The 15769-nt window shown below is 66.7% G+C and carries 18 protein-coding genes and 1 riboswitch; of the genes, 11 read left to right on the top strand and 7 right to left on the bottom strand.

From position 1 onward, the window contains the following. Positions 1–12: 12 nt before the first annotated feature. Both O0J15_RS00425 and ettA read right to left on the bottom strand, forming a co-directional pair. Positions 13–1329 (bottom strand): NCS2 family permease, encoded by a 1317-nt coding sequence (locus tag O0J15_RS00425; RefSeq protein WP_019661030.1) that lies wholly within the window; start codon positions 1327–1329, stop codon positions 13–15. Positions 1330–1453: 124 nt separating this feature from the next. Next, complete coding sequence (gene ettA, locus O0J15_RS00420; protein ID WP_005415249.1) at positions 1454–3118, bottom strand: energy-dependent translational throttle protein EttA; 1665 nt, start codon at positions 3116–3118, stop codon at positions 1454–1456. Positions 3119–3370: 252 nt separating this feature from the next. Here ettA and O0J15_RS00415 point away from each other — a divergent pair, with 252 nt between their 5' ends. The 6 genes from O0J15_RS00415 (at position 3371) to ribD (ending at position 8094) form a co-directional block, all read left to right on the top strand. Beyond that, on the top strand, positions 3371–3847 hold the full coding sequence (locus O0J15_RS00415) for an RcnB family protein (RefSeq protein WP_019661032.1): 477 nt from the start codon (positions 3371–3373) through the stop codon (positions 3845–3847). 159 nt (positions 3848–4006) lie between these two features. After that, entirely contained in the window at positions 4007–5260 is a 1254-nt protein-coding gene (gene glyA / locus O0J15_RS00410; protein ID WP_019661033.1) for a serine hydroxymethyltransferase, read from the top strand. Positions 5261–5325: 65 nt separating this feature from the next. Continuing rightward, a complete protein-coding gene (locus O0J15_RS00405) occupies positions 5326–5745 on the top strand; it encodes a hypothetical protein (RefSeq protein WP_111098850.1) in 420 nt (139 codons plus the stop codon). Between the two features lie 27 nt (positions 5746–5772). Continuing rightward, on the top strand, positions 5773–6222 hold the full coding sequence (locus O0J15_RS00400; RefSeq protein ID WP_308304895.1) for a hypothetical protein: 450 nt from the start codon (positions 5773–5775) through the stop codon (positions 6220–6222). A gap of 144 nt (positions 6223–6366) precedes the next feature. Next, positions 6367–6888, top strand: coding sequence for a transcriptional regulator NrdR (gene nrdR, locus O0J15_RS00395; protein WP_019661036.1), 522 nt, complete (start codon positions 6367–6369; stop codon positions 6886–6888). A gap of 120 nt (positions 6889–7008) precedes the next feature. Beyond that, on the top strand, positions 7009–8094 hold the full coding sequence (ribD, locus tag O0J15_RS00390; protein ID WP_164144873.1) for a bifunctional diaminohydroxyphosphoribosylaminopyrimidine deaminase/5-amino-6-(5-phosphoribosylamino)uracil reductase RibD: 1086 nt from the start codon (positions 7009–7011) through the stop codon (positions 8092–8094). Positions 8095–8119: 25 nt separating this feature from the next. On the opposite strand, the gene O0J15_RS00385 is transcribed toward ribD, so the two are convergent. The 3 genes from O0J15_RS00385 to O0J15_RS00375 all read right to left on the bottom strand — a co-directional run bounded on the left by O0J15_RS00385 (position 8120) and on the right by O0J15_RS00375 (position 10298). Continuing rightward, positions 8120–8506 carry a hypothetical protein gene (locus O0J15_RS00385; RefSeq protein ID WP_171953417.1) on the bottom strand — a complete coding sequence of 129 codons (387 nt, stop codon included), beginning with the start codon at positions 8504–8506 and terminating at the stop codon, positions 8120–8122. Positions 8507–8640: 134 nt separating this feature from the next. Further along, on the bottom strand, positions 8641–9525 hold the full coding sequence (locus O0J15_RS00380; protein ID WP_171953418.1) for a hypothetical protein: 885 nt from the start codon (positions 9523–9525) through the stop codon (positions 8641–8643). A 152-nt stretch (positions 9526–9677) separates the two neighbouring features. Next, positions 9678–10298, bottom strand: a complete 621-nt coding sequence (locus tag O0J15_RS00375; protein ID WP_021204340.1) for a hypothetical protein — start codon at positions 10296–10298, stop codon at positions 9678–9680. 187 nt (positions 10299–10485) lie between these two features. Further along, a riboswitch (FMN riboswitch) is annotated at positions 10486–10631 on the top strand. 77 nt (positions 10632–10708) lie between these two features. Here O0J15_RS00375 and O0J15_RS00370 point away from each other — a divergent pair. The 5 genes from O0J15_RS00370 (at position 10709) to thiL (ending at position 14595) form a co-directional block, all read left to right on the top strand. Then, positions 10709–11335: a riboflavin synthase gene (locus O0J15_RS00370; RefSeq protein ID WP_308304894.1), complete on the top strand. Its 627-nt coding sequence runs from the start codon at positions 10709–10711 to the stop codon at positions 11333–11335. Then, positions 11332–12432: a 3,4-dihydroxy-2-butanone-4-phosphate synthase gene (gene ribB / locus O0J15_RS00365; RefSeq protein ID WP_021204342.1), complete on the top strand. Its 1101-nt coding sequence runs from the start codon at positions 11332–11334 to the stop codon at positions 12430–12432. The genes O0J15_RS00370 and ribB overlap by 4 nt, the downstream gene beginning before the upstream one ends. Positions 12433–12563: 131 nt before the next feature. Then, entirely contained in the window at positions 12564–13031 is a 468-nt protein-coding gene (gene ribH, locus O0J15_RS00360) for a 6,7-dimethyl-8-ribityllumazine synthase (protein WP_005408061.1), read from the top strand. Next, complete coding sequence (gene nusB / locus O0J15_RS00355) at positions 13028–13507, top strand: transcription antitermination factor NusB (RefSeq protein ID WP_005408062.1); 480 nt, start codon at positions 13028–13030, stop codon at positions 13505–13507. Before ribH ends, nusB begins: the two co-directional genes overlap by 4 nt. 125 nt (positions 13508–13632) lie before the next feature. Further along, entirely contained in the window at positions 13633–14595 is a 963-nt protein-coding gene (gene thiL, locus O0J15_RS00350; RefSeq protein WP_308304893.1) for a thiamine-phosphate kinase, read from the top strand. A gap of 147 nt (positions 14596–14742) precedes the next feature. Here the strand turns inward: thiL and O0J15_RS00345 are convergent, their stop codons facing one another. After that, positions 14743–15114: a DUF805 domain-containing protein gene (locus tag O0J15_RS00345; protein ID WP_021204583.1), complete on the bottom strand. Its 372-nt coding sequence runs from the start codon at positions 15112–15114 to the stop codon at positions 14743–14745. Between the two features lie 129 nt (positions 15115–15243). Further along, the gene (locus O0J15_RS00340; protein WP_021204584.1) at positions 15244–15654 is read right to left on the bottom strand and encodes a hypothetical protein; all 411 of its coding nucleotides are present in this window, start codon (positions 15652–15654) and stop codon (positions 15244–15246) included. Between the last annotated feature and the right edge of the window lie 115 nt (positions 15655–15769).

The following is a 15769-nucleotide window of genomic DNA, read 5'->3' as shown; positions in this document are numbered from 1 at the left end:
CTCAGCCAGGCATCATTCCAGCGCGTAGCGCAGGGTGAACAGCACCGCCACCAGCCACACCGCCGGATGCACTTCGCGCCAGCGGCCGGTGCCCGCCTTCAGCGCGGCATAGGCGATGAAGCCGAAGGCCAGGCCGTTGGCAATGGAGTAGGTGAACGGCATTGCCAGCGCACACAGCGCGGCCGGCACCGATTCGGTCAGGTCGCTCCAGTCCACCTCCACCAGTTCGCGCAGCATCAGGCCGGCCACGAACAGCAGCGCCGGTGCGGTGGCATAGCTGGGCACCATCGACGCCAGCGGCGAGAACAGCAGCGCGGCCAGGAACAGTGCCGACACCACCAATGCGGTCAGGCCGGTGCGGCCGCCCACCTGCACGCCCGAGGCGCTTTCGGCAAAGGCCGTGGTGCTGCTGGTGCCGAGCACCGAACCGGCCACGATGGCGGTGCTGTCGGCCAGCAGCGCGCGGCCGAAACGCTTCTGCGCGCCGGGCAGCTTCAGCAGGCCGGCGCGACCGACCACGCCGTACAACGTGCCGGTGGCATCGAACACTTCCACCAGCACGAACACCAGCACCACCTGCAGCAATACGGCGATCGGCGCACCACCGTCATGGTGCAGCAGGCCCGGCAGGTCCAGCTGCAGGAAGGTCGGCGCCAGGCTCGGCGGCAGCGAAACCAGGCCCTGGTACTGCACATCGCCCAATGCCCAGCCGGCGCCGGTCACCGCCAGGATGCCGATCAGGATCGCACCACGCACGCGGCGCGCTTCCAGCACCGCGATCAGCAGGAAGCCGGCCAGTGCCAGCAGCGGCGGCGCCGTGTTCAACGGTCCCAGTGCCACCAGCGTATCTTCATTGCCGACAATCACGCCGGATTTCTGCAGCGCGATGATCGCCAGGAACAGGCCGATGCCGGCCACGATGGCCGAGCGCAGCGACGAAGGAATGCCCGATACCAGCCATGCCCGAACGCCGGTCAGTGACAGCACCAGGAACACCAGGCCGGAGATGAACACCGCCGCCAGCGCCTGCTGCCACGGCAGGCCGGCAGCACCAACCACGGTGAAGGCGAAGAACGCGTTCAGGCCCATGCCCGGTGCCATGCCGACCGGGAAGTTGGCGGCCAGCGCCATCACCGCCGAACCCAGTGCAGCAGCCAGGCAGGTGGCCACGAACACCGCGCCGGCGTCCATGCCGGTGGTGCCGAGGATCTCGGGGTTCACGAAGACGATGTAGGACATCGTCAGGAAGGTGGTGACACCGGCCAGCAGCTCGGTGCGCACGGTGGTGCCGTGCTGCTGCAGCTGGAACAGGCGCTCGAACAGGGACATGGGGAATCTCGACCCGTTGGTGGTGGGTACCGACCGTTGGTCGGTACGCCTTGAAGCGTCACCACCAACGGTGGTGACCTACCGAAAGGAGAAAGGCCGCGCGAGCGCGGCCTTTCCGGTTGCCTTACTTCAGCGCCTTGAAGCGCAGGCGCTTCGGCGCAGCGTCGTCGCCCATGCGGCGCTTCTTGTCTTCCTCGTACTCGCGGTAGTTGCCCTGGAAGAACTCCACGTGCGAGTCGCCTTCGAAAGCGATGATGTGCGTGGCGATGCGGTCCAGGAACCAGCGATCGTGCGAAATCACGAAGGTGTTGCCCGGGAACTCCAGCAGCGCATCTTCCAGCGCACGCAGCGTTTCGATGTCCAGGTCGTTGGACGGTTCGTCCAGCAGCAGCACATTGCCACCCTGCAGCAGGGTCTTGGCCATGTGCAGGCGGCCACGCTCACCACCGGACAGCGAACCGACCATCTTCTGCTGGTCCTGGCCCTTGAAGTTGAAGCGGCCGATGTAGGCGCGCGACTGGATCTCGATGCCGTTGATGTTGAGGATGTCCAGGCCGCCGGCGATTTCCTGGAAGACGTTGTGGTTGCCTTCCAGCTTGTCGCGGCTCTGGTCCACGTAGGACAGCTGCACGGTCGGGCCGATCACGATCTCGCCCGAATCCGGCTTTTCCTGGCCGGTGATCATCTTGAACAGGGTCGACTTGCCGGCGCCGTTCGGGCCGATGATGCCGACGATCGCGCCCGGCGGAATCAGCATCGAGAGGTTGTCGATCAGCAGGCGGTCGCCGAACTTCTTGGAGACGTTCTTGAACTCCATCACCATGTTGCCCAGGCGCTCGCCCGGCGGAATGAAGATTTCGTTGGTCTCGTTGCGCTTCTGGTAATCCTGCGACTGCAGCTCTTCCAGGCGGGCCAGACGGGCCTTGCCCTTGGAGCGGCCGCCCTTGGCGTTCTGGCGCGACCACTCCAGTTCCTTCTGGATCGCCTTCTGGCGGGCCTTTTCCTGGTTTTCTTCCTGCTTCAGGCGCTCATCCTTCTGCACCAGCCATTCGGTGTAGTTGCCCTTCCACGGAATGCCGCGGCCGCGGTCCAGTTCCAGGATCCACTCGGCGGCGTTGTCCAGGAAGTAGCGATCGTGGGTAACGGCCACCACGGTGCCGGTGTAGCGCGCCAGGAACTGTTCCAGCCATTCCACCGACTCGGCGTCGAGGTGGTTGGTCGGTTCGTCCAGCAGCAGCATGTCCGGCTTCTGCAGCAGCAGGCGGCACAGCGCCACGCGGCGCTTTTCACCACCGGACAGGTTGGCGATCTTGGCATCCCACGGCGGCAGGCGGAGCGCATCGGCGGCCACGTCCAGCTGGTTTTCCAGGGTATGCGCATCACCGGCGGCCAGGATCGCCTCCAGGCGCTCCTGCTCCTTGGCCAGCGCGTCGAAGTCGGCACCTTCCTCGGCGTAGGCGGCATACACCGCTTCCAGCGCAGCCTGCGCCTGCAGCACTTCGCCCACGCCTTCCTCGACCGACTCGCGCACGGTCTTGTTCGGGTCCAGTTCCGGTTCCTGCGCCAGGTAGCCGACCTTGATGCCCGGCTGCGGGCGGGCCTCGCCCTCGAAATCGGTGTCCACGCCGGCCATGATCTTCAGCACGGTGGACTTGCCGGCGCCGTTCAGGCCCAGCAGGCCGATCTTGGCACCCGGGAAGAAGGACAGCGAGATGTCCTTGATGATCTGCCGCTTGGGCGGGACCACCTTGGACACGCGGTTCATGGTGTAGATGTATTGCGACGACATGAGGTCTCCGTAGGCGCGGCCCTGCACCCGACCCGTCACGGGAACACCCCGTTGCGGCAGCGGGCACAGACTGGAATGGAATACCGCCAATTATAGCCGGAACCGGTTCCGGGCCGCGCCCGGCGCAGGGGCGCCGGCTGGCCGTGGCCTGAATACTCCGTCACAGTCCTGCAGCGGGAAGCGTTTCCAGCCGGAAACGGTTCAGATCGGTTGCGCAATATGGGCTCACCACCACCCAAACAGAGGTCTGACATGCGCATCAATCGAGTAATGGCCAGCGCCGTGGCCTCTGTGCTGGCGCTCGGTGCCGTGGCTCCCGCCTTCGCCGACAACGACCACCGTCGCGGCCACGACCGCCGCGAGTGGCGCGAGGACCGCCGCGAGTGGCGACAGGACCGCCGTGACTGGGAACGCGACCGCCGTGAGGCCCGGCGCGACTGGGAACGCGACCGCCGCGACTGGCACCGCGACCATGACCGCTACTACCGCCCGGCACCGCCGCCGCGCGTGGTCTATCGACCGGCCTATGGCCCGGGCTACGGCTGGAAGGTCGGCCACCGCTACCGCGACTACTACCGTGGCCCGATCTACGTGGTGAACGACTACCCGCGCTACCACCTGCGCCGCCCGCCGCATGGGCACCACTGGATCCGCGATGACCGCGGCAACATGCTGCTGGTGGCGGTGGCAACCGGCATCATCGCCGACTACATCATCAACAGCCGCTGAGCCGGCGGCCACGTCCACGCATGGCGTGGATCCACTGGCATGCACGGGGCCGGATTCCTTCGGAAGTGCCGGCCCCGTCCTTTTCGGCCCCGGCGGGCCGGTGCGGGGCTACAATCAGGGGCTGAGCCGTACCCCTTTCCCTGCCTGCTGGAGTACCCGATGTTCCCGCGTGACGTCCGCATCGAATCCTACGATCCCGAACTGGCCAAGGCCATTGCCGCTGAAACCCAGCGCCAGGAAGACCACGTCGAGCTGATCGCCAGCGAGAACTACACCAGCCCGGCGGTGATGGAAGCCCAGGGCAGCCAGCTGACCAACAAGTACGCCGAAGGCTACCCGGGCAAGCGCTACTACGGCGGCTGCGAATACGTGGACATTGCCGAGCAGCTGGCGATCGACCGCCTCAAGCAGCTGTTTGGTGCCGACTACGCCAACGTGCAGCCGCACAGCGGCTCGCAGGCCAACCAGGCCGTGTACTTCGCCCTGCTGCAGCCGGGTGACACCATCCTCGGCATGAGCCTGGCCCACGGCGGCCACCTCACCCACGGTGCCAAGGTGAATGCCTCGGGCAAGCTGTTCAACGCCGTGCAGTACGGCGTGAACGACCAGGGCCTGATCGATTACGACGAAGTCGAGCGCCTGGCCCTGGAGCACAAGCCGAAGATGGTCGTTGCCGGCTTCTCGGCCTATTCGCAGGTGATCGACTGGGCGCGCTTCCGCGCCATCGCCGACAAGGTCGGTGCCTACCTGTTCGTCGACATGGCCCACGTGGCCGGCCTGGTCGCCGCTGGCGTCTACCCAAGCCCGCTCGAGCACGCCCACGTGGTGACCTCCACCACCCACAAGACCCTGCGCGGCCCGCGTGGCGGCATCATCATCGCCAAGGGCGCCGACGAAGACCTGGTCAAGAAGCTGCAGTCGATCGTGTTCCCGGGCATCCAGGGCGGTCCGCTCATGCACGTCATCGCCGGCAAGGCCGTGGCCTTCAAGGAAGCGCTGGAACCGGCCTTCAGGACCTACCAGCAGCAGGTGGTGAAGAACGCCCAGGCGATGGCCAACACGCTCATCGCGCGCGGCTACAAGATCGTCTCCGGCGGCACCCAGAACCACCTCATGCTGGTGGACATGATCGGCAAGGACGTGTCCGGCAAGGACGCGGAAGCCGCGCTGGGCAAGGCCCACATCACCGTCAACAAGAACTCGGTGCCGAACGACCCGCGTTCGCCGTTCGTGACCTCGGGCCTGCGCCTGGGTACCCCGGCGGTGACCACCCGTGGTTACGTCGAACAGGACTGCGTGGACCTGGCCAACTGGATCGCCGACGTGCTGGACGCGCCGAACGATGATGCTGTCATTGCCCGCGTGCGCGACGCCGTCAGCGCGCAGTGCCGCAAGTACCCGGTCTACGGCTGATCGGGTTGGGGTCGGACCTCTTCCCGCAGGGAAGGGCTCTGACCCCGGCATTGCAGCGATCGCGCATGGATGAGCGCCGCCTCAAATACCTGTACGCCACCCTGGCCGTGCTGTTCGGCCTGCCCAGCCTGGTGGCCGGCGGCGTTGCGGCACTGATGCTGCTGCTGACGGGGCTGGGCCAGTTCGGCCATGGCACGCTGGCTGCGGTGACCGTGATGCCGCTGTGGGGCCTGGCCGGCATTGCCGGCTGCCTGGCTTGGTTGTGGCTCAGCGCCGGGTATCTGCTGCAGGGGCGTGCCGGGCTGCAGGTGCATCGCCTCTGGTGGTGGATGCTGCTGGCCGGCGGTCTTGCCGCCGTGCCCCCGCTGGGGCTGGCGCTGTGGTGGAGCAGCACCGTCCACGCCGAAGGCATCGCCCTGCTGCTGTTGGGCCCGTCGATGCTGGTGCCGGCTGCGATGCTGGTGTGGATCAAGCGCCGGGCATGACGTGGCCCATGGAAGGACATCGAACGCATGGATGAGCGCCTGCACAAGCGCGGGATGGCCATTGCTGGCCTGCTGGTGGGCCTGCCCACCGTGGCGGCAGGCGGTACGGGTGCCGTGCTGGGGCTGATGGCCGTATGGGACGGCAAGTACCTGACGGGCGACGAGTACACGCTGTTGCTGCTGTGGTCGTCGGCCGGCATCATCGGCCTGCTGTCGTGGCTGTGGCTGAGCGGGCTGTTCCTGTGGCGCGGTGTTGCCGGCCTTCGCCAATCACCGGTCATGGCCTGGGTCGGCCTGGCGTTGGGTGGCTTGGCCGCGTCGGGCGTGGTCGTCGCCACGCTGTACTCCACGATCAGCAATGGCGAGATCTCGACATTGGGCTTCCTCGGGTTTGGCCCGCCGCTACTGGTGATGTCCGGGCACTTGGCGTGGCTGCGCTGGGCACGCATGGCATCGCCGCCACCCGCACCCGGTTGAGCCGGGCATCCGACCTCGCCGGACACGCTGGGTAGCCAGAATGCAGGCGCTTCCGCGCAGGCAGCATTTGCTGCGGCGCCCTTTCTCAGGTACCTTTGCGACGCTGCCATGACCATGGCAATTGCTCCCTGAGCCAGGCGTTCCATGCATTGCCCCTTCTGCCAACATGCCGATACCCGGGTCATCGACTCGCGCGTCTCTGAAGACGGCGCGACGATTCGCCGTCGGCGGGAATGCGAAGCCTGCGGCGAGCGCTTCAGCACCCTGGAAACGGTCGAGCTGAAGCTGCCGGCCATCGTCAAGAGCGATGGCACCCGTGAAGCGTTCGACCAGCGCAAGGTCCGCGCGGGGTTCGATCGCGCGCTGCAGAAGCGCGCGGTGCCCGAAGAAAAGATCGAAGCAGCGGTACGTGCGGTGGTGCACCAGCTGCGTATCAGCGGCGAGCGCGAAGTGCCCTCGATCAAGGTTGGCGAGTTCGTCATGAACGAACTGCGCAAGCTCGACCACGTGGGCTACGTGCGCTTCGCTTCGGTGTACCGCAGCTTCGAGGACGTGGCCGATTTCCGCGAGGAGATCGAGAAGCTCGAGCGCGAGCTGCCGGCCAGTACCGAACAGCTGCAGCTGCTGGGCGATGTGATTGCCCTGACCAAGAAAAAGAAAGGCTGACTGCCTCTGCCTTGGGGGTGCCAACCTTGGGGGGCACCGGTGGCCGCATTCACTGGTGGGTGCCAACCGTTGGTTGGCACTGACGGCATGGATCCACACCGGCGGCGTTACCATGGCCGCATGACCACCCCGTTCTCCGCCCTCGACCACCTGCACATGGCCAACGCGCTGCGCCTGGCCGTGCGCGCTGCCTACACCACCCGTCCCAACCCGATGGTCGGCTGCGTGATCGCCCATGGCGAACGCGTGGTCGGGCAGGGCTGGCACCAGCGCGCCGGTGGCCCGCATGCTGAAGTGTTCGCGCTGCGCGAGGCCGGCAGCGACGCCCGTGGCGCCACCGCCTACGTCACCCTGGAACCCTGCGCGCACTACGGGCGCACGCCACCGTGTGCGCTGGCACTGATCGAAGCGGGCGTGTCGCGTGTGGTCGCGGCGATGCGCGATCCGTTCCCCAAGGTCGATGGCGGTGGCTTCGATCTGCTGCGCAATGCCGGCATCGACGTCGCCGAAGGGCTGATGGCGGCACAGGCGCGCGAGCTCAACAAGGGTTACCTGTCGCGCGTGGAGCGCAACCGCCCGTGGCTGCGGGTGAAGCTGGCCGCCAGCCTCGATGGCCGCACCGCGATGGCCGATGGCAGCTCCAAGTGGATTACCGGGCCGGCCGCGCGCGAAGACGTGCAGCACTGGCGCGCACGTGCGGGTGCAATCCTGACCGGCGCCGACACCGTGATTGCCGACGACCCGATGCTGACCGTGCGCCTGGCCGATACCGAGGTGATGCCACCGCTGCGCGTGGTGCTCGATTCGCGCCTGCGTTCGCTCGAATGCAGCCGCGTGCGCGAAGGCGGGGCCCCGACGCTGTACCTGCACGATGCGGCGGTGAGCGCGCCGGATGCGGCCGACGCCGAATTCGCCAGCGTGCCCAGCGCAGAGGGACGGTTGGATCTGGGCGCGGTGCTGGCCCTGCTGGCCGAACGCGGTATCAACGAAGTGCATACCGAAGCCGGCGCGACGCTGGCCGGTGCCTTGCTGCGCGGCGGCTGGGTGGACGAGCTGCTGCTGTACCAGGCCCCCACACTGCTGGGCGACGGCGGACGCCCGTTGCTGACCGGCCTCGGCATCGATGGCATGGACCAGCAGCGCCGCCTGCGGGTGGTTGACCAGCGCCAGGTCGGCGAGGACATCAGGCTGCTGCTGCGGCCGTGAGGGAATGGCGGTATCTCCGGCGTCGTCAGGTGCCCTTGTCCTCGTCCTCGTCTTCGTAGGCGGGGCACTGTTCTTTCCACTGCTGCTTCCACAGCACGTGCAGGTCGCGGCAGTAGGCACTGAGCGCTTCCCCCGCCAGCTCTGTCGACTTCGACCGTAGTCTGCGGCGGCTGATGCCGTCGTCGTACTCGTCCGGCAGGACCGTCGGTGCACATCGATCGTGGTACTGCAGGAAGGCGCGGCAGTCGTCGTTCTCGCTCAGCTGTGCATCGATGTCCCTGTCACGTAGCTGGTTCGACTCGAAGGCAACCGATGGACGGACGATGAAGGTCTTGGGTCTGTACGCTTCGGCCTGCCCACTCACCATCAGCGCCAGCAGCATGACGGTAGTCGACGTCGTACGATGTTTCATGCGGTTGCCCCGGTGGAAGAGGGCAACAGCATTGACCATGCGGGCCGCGCAAGGCCATGCAACGGTTCTGAAAGTGCGCTCGCCGTTGCCGCAGGTAACGATGAGCCGAGCGTGGACCCGGCTCTAGCTCGCGCTTACGCGCATTCGTCGGTCCACATCATTTCGGCGATCGGGCGCAGCGCCTTGCACTCCTGCGTCATCTCATCGGCTGACTTCACCTGCGCCTTGGCCTTCAGTTCCTCGGCCATCGCATCCACGCCGCTGATCTGGTCCGGCGCGATCTTCGCCACGCAGGCGCGGTGCTGCTGCAGCAACAGGTCGCAATCCGGAACGCCGGTCACCTTCGGCGCGTTGGCCGCCTGCGCGTCCTGCATCCAGTCCTCGAACGGCGCCAGCGCACCGGCTACGGTGCCCACCAGATCGTCAAAATTACCGCTGTACCAGTAGCCGTTGTCCTTGGCCGGGTACAGGGTGAAGGTGCCGTTGACCGGCACGCGCATGCCACTCAGCAGTGCCTGGGTATAGGCATCGGTGAACTGCTTGCGCGCGGCCGGGCTGGCATCGTCGGCCAGGCTGGCGGCGAACAGCGGGCGGACCTTGCCCAGGTCGGGCACCTGGCAGCTGTAGCTGATCCGCGCCAGCTTCTGGTCTTCAACGTATTCGTTGTCTTCGATCACGCTCTTGGTCGCGCGGCACTTCGAATCGCGCAGCGCCTTGGCATACAGCGCTTCGGTGCCCGCAGCGTCGACCTTGGCGCCGGTGCTGGCCAGTACCGTCTGCCAGGGTTCGGCCAAGGCCTTGGCCAGCGCACCCGGGTTGGGGGTCACGGCATCCTGGCCCTCGAACGCCGGCTTCAGTGCGTCGTTGAGCGTGCGCGTGGCGGTGGCATCGTCCTCCAGCAGCACGCGCGCATACAGGTCGAAGGCCTGCTCGGGTGCCAGTTGGGCCGGTGCAGCGCTGGCAATCAGCGGGGCGCACAGCAGCACGCTGGCCAGAAGGGTACGGGTGGGGGTCTTCATGACGGTGTTTTCCTGTTCCAGAGGCGCGCAAGCCTAGCGCATCCAGCACTACTTTCGATGGCGGCCAGAGGTCACATGGCGGTGTACCCCGGCCAAAAAAACGGGCCCCTTGCGGGGCCCGTTCGATCGCACGACGAGGAGCGATCGTTGGATCAGAAGCTGGCGCGGACGCCGGCCGAGTACTGGGTGACGTCGCGGTAGCCGGAGATCTCGCCCACCAGACCCCAGGTCCTGGTGAAGTTGATCTGGCCGCCGACGGTGCCGACCCAGGTGCCCTTGAAGTTGTTGCCGCCGTCCATGTAACCGGCCTTGACCCAACCTTCGGTCATGCGCGACGGCTTGCCACGGATACCCAGGGTGACGCGGCCCAGGTTGGTGTGGTCCTTCTGGCTGAAACGCAGGCCGTCGTAGCGGACGGTGGCTTCGGCGTTCTGGCGCACCCATGCGGCATCGGCGGTGAAGTCCAGGCGGTCGGTCCACGGCATGTGGTAGCCGATGCCGAGCTCCGGCTGGTTCAGTTCCAGCTTCAGCGAATCATTGCCGTAGTGATTGGTCTTGCTGGTGCGCGACCAGCCACCGAACACGTAGACCTGTTCGGCGATGGCCACGGAGCCACGCAGGTAGCCGCCGTCGACCTTGGGGTCGTCCAGTGCGTTGTCGTCAACCTTGACCTGCGTCCAACCGCCTTCGACGTAGGTGTAGCTCAGGGCGTCGGCCGAGGCCGAGAGCGGGGCGGCGGCCAGCAGGGCGGCCACGATCAGCATCTTGCGCATGGGAATTCCTGTGAATTTCAGTCCATTGGCGGGCCAGCCCTCTCGGCTACCCGTGGGCGACCTCATGTCGTCCGCTGCGAATTTTAATGAAAGTTTTACAAATTGCGAGCGACGGCCGTCACAGCTGTGGCATCCAGCCCCGTTCAGCCCGGGCTGGTACACTGGCCACGCCGGTTCGCCGGTACACAAACGTCTTCAGGGCGGGGTGCAACTCCCCACCGGCGGTAGGTGCGCAAGCACGAGCCCGCGAGCGCTCCGGCCCACGGCCGGGGGTCAGCAGATCCGGTCCAATGCCGGAGCCGACGGTCATAGTCCGGATGAAAGAAGACGGTGCCACAGGGCCTTCGCGGCCCTGCGCCCGCCTGTTTGCCTTGCGGCGTTTTTCGCTCACTTTTCGCGGAGAACGTTTCTTGTTTACTGGAATCATCGAAGGCGTCGGCCGTCTGGCCGCACGCGAATCCATCGGCGGCGATGTCCGCTTCACCTTCAATGTCGGAAACCTGCCGTTCGACAACGTGCAGATGGGCGAGAGCATTGCCATCAACGGCGTCTGCCTCACCGTCATCGCATTCGACGCCAGCAGCTTCCAAGCCGATGCCTCCACCGAAACCCTGGGCCTGACCACGCTGGGCCAGCTGGGCGAAGGGGCGGTCATCAACCTGGAGCGCGCCATACGGCCGACCGACCGCCTCGGCGGCCATCTGGTCAGCGGCCACGTCGACGGCCTTGGCCAGGTCCTGTCCATCCACGAAGACGCGCGTGCCCAGCGTTGGCGTTTCGCCGCGCCGGCCTCGCTGCGCCGCTACATCGCCAGGAAGGGCTCGATCTGCGTGGACGGCGTCAGCCTCACCGTCAACGAAGTGGACGATGAGGGTTTTGAAGTCGCCCTGATCCCCCACACGGTAGCCAACACCGCCTTCTCCGCCACCGGCGTGGGCAACGCGGTCAATCTGGAAATCGATCTGGTCGCCCGTTACGTGGAGCGGCTGATCAGCGTGCCGACCAACGGTCAGCACCCCCAGGGAGACGTCGCATGAATTTCGCCCCGATCCCGGAAATCCTGGAAGACATCCGCCAGGGCCGCATGGTGGTCATCGTCGATGACGAAGACCGCGAGAACGAAGGCGACCTGATCATGGCCGCCGAGCTGGTCAAGGCAAGTGACATCAACTTCATGGTCACCCACGGCCGCGGCCTGGTGTGCCTGCCGCTGACCCGCACCCGCGCCGCCGACCTCGGCCTGGCGCCGATGGTGCAGGCCAATACCGCGCAGTTCCAGACCAACTTCACGGTCAGTATCGAGGCCGCCGAGGGCGTCACCACCGGCATTTCGGCACATGACCGCGCGCACACCATCCGCACCGCGGTGAAGCCCAACGCCAAGCCGTCGGACCTGCACCAGCCGGGCCACATCTTCCCGCTGATCGCCCAGCCGGGCGGCGTGCTGACCCGCGCCGGCCACACCGAAGCCGGCGTTGACCTGGCCATGCTGGCCGGGCTGGAGCCGGCTGGCGTGCTGGTGGAGATCCTGAACCCGGATGGCAGCATGGCGCGCCGCCCGGAGCTGGAAGTGTTCGCCCGCGAGCACGGCCTGAAGATGGGCTCCATCGCCGACCTGATCGCCTACCGCCTGGCTACCGAAAAGACCGTTGAACGTGTCGACGAGCGCGAGATCGACACCGAATTCGGCCCGTTCAAGCTGGTGACCTACCGCGACCGCATCGCCCACGACCTGCATTTCGCTCTGGTCCGCGGCACCCCGGACGCGGACACCCCGACCCTGGTACGTGTGCAGGTGGAAAACCCGCTGGCCGACCTGCTGCACTGGCGCCGTGACGACTTTGGCGTGGCGGCCACCGATGCCCTGCGTGCGATCGATGCCGAAGGCGCGGGCGTGATGGTGGTGCTGTCGGCCCCACGCGACGGCGAAGCCCTGCTGGCCCGCCTGCGCCAGCAGCCGGCACCGGTGGTGCCGGGCAAGGACAAGGATGTGGGCCAGTGGCGCCGCAACGGTGCCGGCGCACAGATCCTGTCCGACCTGGGCCTGGGCAAGCTGCGCGTGCTGGGCACCCCGCGCCGCCAGATCGGCCTGGCCGGGTACGGCCTGGAAGTGGTGGAGACGGTCACTCTGTAATGGGTAGTGCCGACCATGCCCTACCTCGGGTGGGTGCCGACCGTTGGTCGGCACAGCCCTGGGCCTCCGCCAGCCACGGCCGGGGCCCATCCACGCTAGAATTACCCCCTTATCGAGTCCCCAAGCCGCATATGAGCCACTTCGAAGGCGATCTTCGCACTCCCGAATCGGCGCGCTTCGCCATCCTGGCCAGCCGCTGGAATGCCCGCATCACCGACACGCTGGTCGCTGGCGCCCGTCAGAGCCTGGCCGGCAACGGCATCACCGAAGCCAACATCGACGTGATCCGCGTGCCGGGTGCCTGGGAGCTGCCGCTGGTGGCCGCGCGCCTGGCCGCCGCCCACGAACACGCCGCCATCCTCACCCTGGGTTGCGTGATCCGTGGCGATACCCGTCATTACGAACACGTGGCCGACCGCTGCGCCGAAGGCCTGATGCGCGTGCAGCTGGATTTCGGCGTGCCGGTGCTGAACGGCGTGCTGGCGGTGGAACGCGTTGAAGACGCCGAGGCCCGCGCAGGCGGCAGCCACGGCAACAAGGGCGAGGAAGTCGCACTCGCCGCATTGGAAATGGTCAATCTTCTGGAGCAGCTGCCATGAACAAGAACACCCAGGGCAAGCCCTCCGGTAAACCCGTCCGTCGCGATGGCGTCGATCCGGTGCTGCGCTCGCGCGCCCGCCGTCGTGCCGTGCAGGCCATCTACGCCTGGCAGATCTCCGGCGGCAACGCACAGTCGCTGATCGCCCAGTTCGCCCACGAGCAGGCCCGCGAAATTGCCGACCTGGCCTACTTCGAGGCGCTGCTGCACGGGGTGCTCGACAACCGTCGTGACATCGACGAAGCCCTCGGCCCGTACCTGGACCGCGGCATCGAAGAAGTGGACGCGATCGAACGCGCGGTGCTGCGCCTGGCCGCCTACGAGCTGCGCTACCGCCTGGACGTGCCGTACCGCGTGGTGATCAACGAAGCCATCGAATCGGCCAAGCGTTTCGGTTCCGAACATGGCCACACCTACGTCAACGGCGTGCTGGATCGTGCCGCCGTGGAATGGCGCAAGGTCGAATCGGGTCACTGACCCGATTCCTGTAGAGCCGAGCCATGCTCGGCTCACCGTGCAGCGCACGGTTGCGTCCGGCAGTGCGGCGCGTGATCGAACTGCAGCCGAGCATGGCTCGGCTCTACATGAAAGTAGAACGCCCCATGTCCCTGGCCGAATTCGCCCTCATCGACCGCATCCGCGCCCGTACCCTCGAGCGCGACGACATCCTGCTCGGCATCGGTGACGACGCCGCGCTGCTGCAGCCGCGCGCCAACGAGCAACTGGTGGTCACCGCCGACACGCTCAACAGCGGCGTGCACTTCCCGGTGGAAACCCCGGCCTTCGACATCGGCTGGAAGACCCTGGCGGTCAACCTGTCGGACCTGGCCGCGATGGGCGCGCGCCCGGCGTGGTGCACGCTGGCACTGTCACTGCCGGAAGCGTCTGAAGACTGGATCGAGGCCTTCGCCGATGGCTTCTTCGCCCTGGCCGACCAGCACGACATCGCGCTGATCGGTGGCGACACCACGCGCGGTCCGCTGTCGCTGTCGGTGACCGCGATGGGCCAGGTCGGGCGTGGCCAGGCCCTGCGGCGCGACCGCGCACAGGCAGGCGATGACATCTGGGTGAGTGGCACGCTGGGCGATGCCGCCGGCGCGCTGCGCCTGTGGCAACAAGGTGCGTTGAGCATCGCCACCGCCACGCTGCTGGCCGACTACGAAAGCCTGCGCCTGCGCCTGCTGCGGCCGACGCCGCGCGTCACCCTCGGCCTGCGCCTGCGTGCCTTCGCGCATGCAGCGGTGGATGTCTCCGATGGCCTGCTGGCCGATCTGGGCCACATCGCCACGCGCAGCAACCTGGCCGCACACGTCGATGCCGATTCGCTGCCGATCTCGCACGCGCTGCGCGATCTGCTCGGCCGCGACGGTGCGCGTGACTGCGCATTGCGCGGTGGCGATGACTACGAGCTGTGTTTCACCGCCGCCGCCGATCAGCGCGACGCGCTGCACTACCTGGCCGAATCGCTGGACGTGCCGCTCACCCGCATCGGCCGCATTGCCGAAGGCCAGGGTGTACACGTGGATGGCGAAGCCGCCGACGGCGGCTACCAGCACTTCGCCTGAGCGAAGACGCCGGGCATGGCCCGGCGCTACCGCGCTGCTGTGGTAGATGCCAACCTTGGTTGGCGTTACTCCGTATCGACCAAGGTCGACACCTAACAAGGCGGGGCCGTGGCGAACGGGAACGCAGGGCATTGCCCGGCGCCCCCCTTAAACGTGCGGAACGGGCTTGCCAAACCGGTTATCACCCGGCGTGCTGGGCAGCAGCATGAACACCAGCACGGCCAGGCCGGCAATCGGCACGAGCCCAAGCAACAACCACCAGCCCGAACGATCGGTATCGTGCAGCCGGCGAATGGTCACCGCGATCAGTGGCAGCGCCAGCGCCAGCCAAACCACCAACATCAGCCCGGACGAAACCAGCGCCAGCGATGTGGAGTTGGTGTACCCGGCGATGAAGCCCAGCACGTTCAACGGAATGGTGAACATCATCATGAACAACTGGAACCACCAGTACTCGCTGCGGCTGGCGCGTCCACTGAACTGCGTATAGCGCTTCAGCGGAACCATCATCTTGTGCATCGGTACACTCCCTGAGAAGAAGTGCGAACTATCCGCGCCAGCGCGATAGGTCGGCCATCAGATTTGTTGTAATCGCGAACCGTGCAATACGGAACTGAGCGCTCTTCCGCAGTTCAGAACGCGCGCTGCTCAAGTCGCGTGCAACTGGACATCCACATACTCGGCCAACCCGCGGCAGGCCAGCAGCAGCCCTTCGCGCACGTCGTCGCCTACCTGCTGATCTTCATCGCCATCCACGCGCACGCGTTCGGTGGCATGCAGCAGTTCCAGTAGCAACGTCAGGCCGGCATTGGCGCGGTTGGCGCGGGCCATGGCCATGCGCTGTCCGGATGTGCGGCCCTTCTCTGGCCAGGGCTGGCCGTCGGCGGCATCCACTTGGCGGATGCGCTGCAGGCACGCCAATAACGAGGTGCTGGCCGGCACAGTGTTGCCGTGCGTGGCGCTCAGCGTGGTCTCCAATGCGCGCGCGACGGCTTCGGGCAGCACGTTGGCGGCCTCGCCGAGGGTGGCGAACAGGAACGGGTAGTGTGTGGCAGTCATGGCGGCTTCCTTGTGCATGTGACGAAGGAGCCACCCCGCTTAACAGCGAGGGTGGCGGACGGTGCATGGTTCCAATACCGGAGGTCGATGTAGAAGCGCCGGCGGGCACGAGGCC

Origin of the sequence: Stenotrophomonas sp. Sm10 (assembly GCF_030985515.1) — a bacterium.
GTDB classification, from domain to species: domain Bacteria; phylum Pseudomonadota; class Gammaproteobacteria; order Xanthomonadales; family Xanthomonadaceae; genus Stenotrophomonas; species Stenotrophomonas hibiscicola.
The sequence above is the reverse complement of the archived record's forward strand: the minus strand, read 5'-3'. Positions and strand labels throughout refer to the sequence as shown.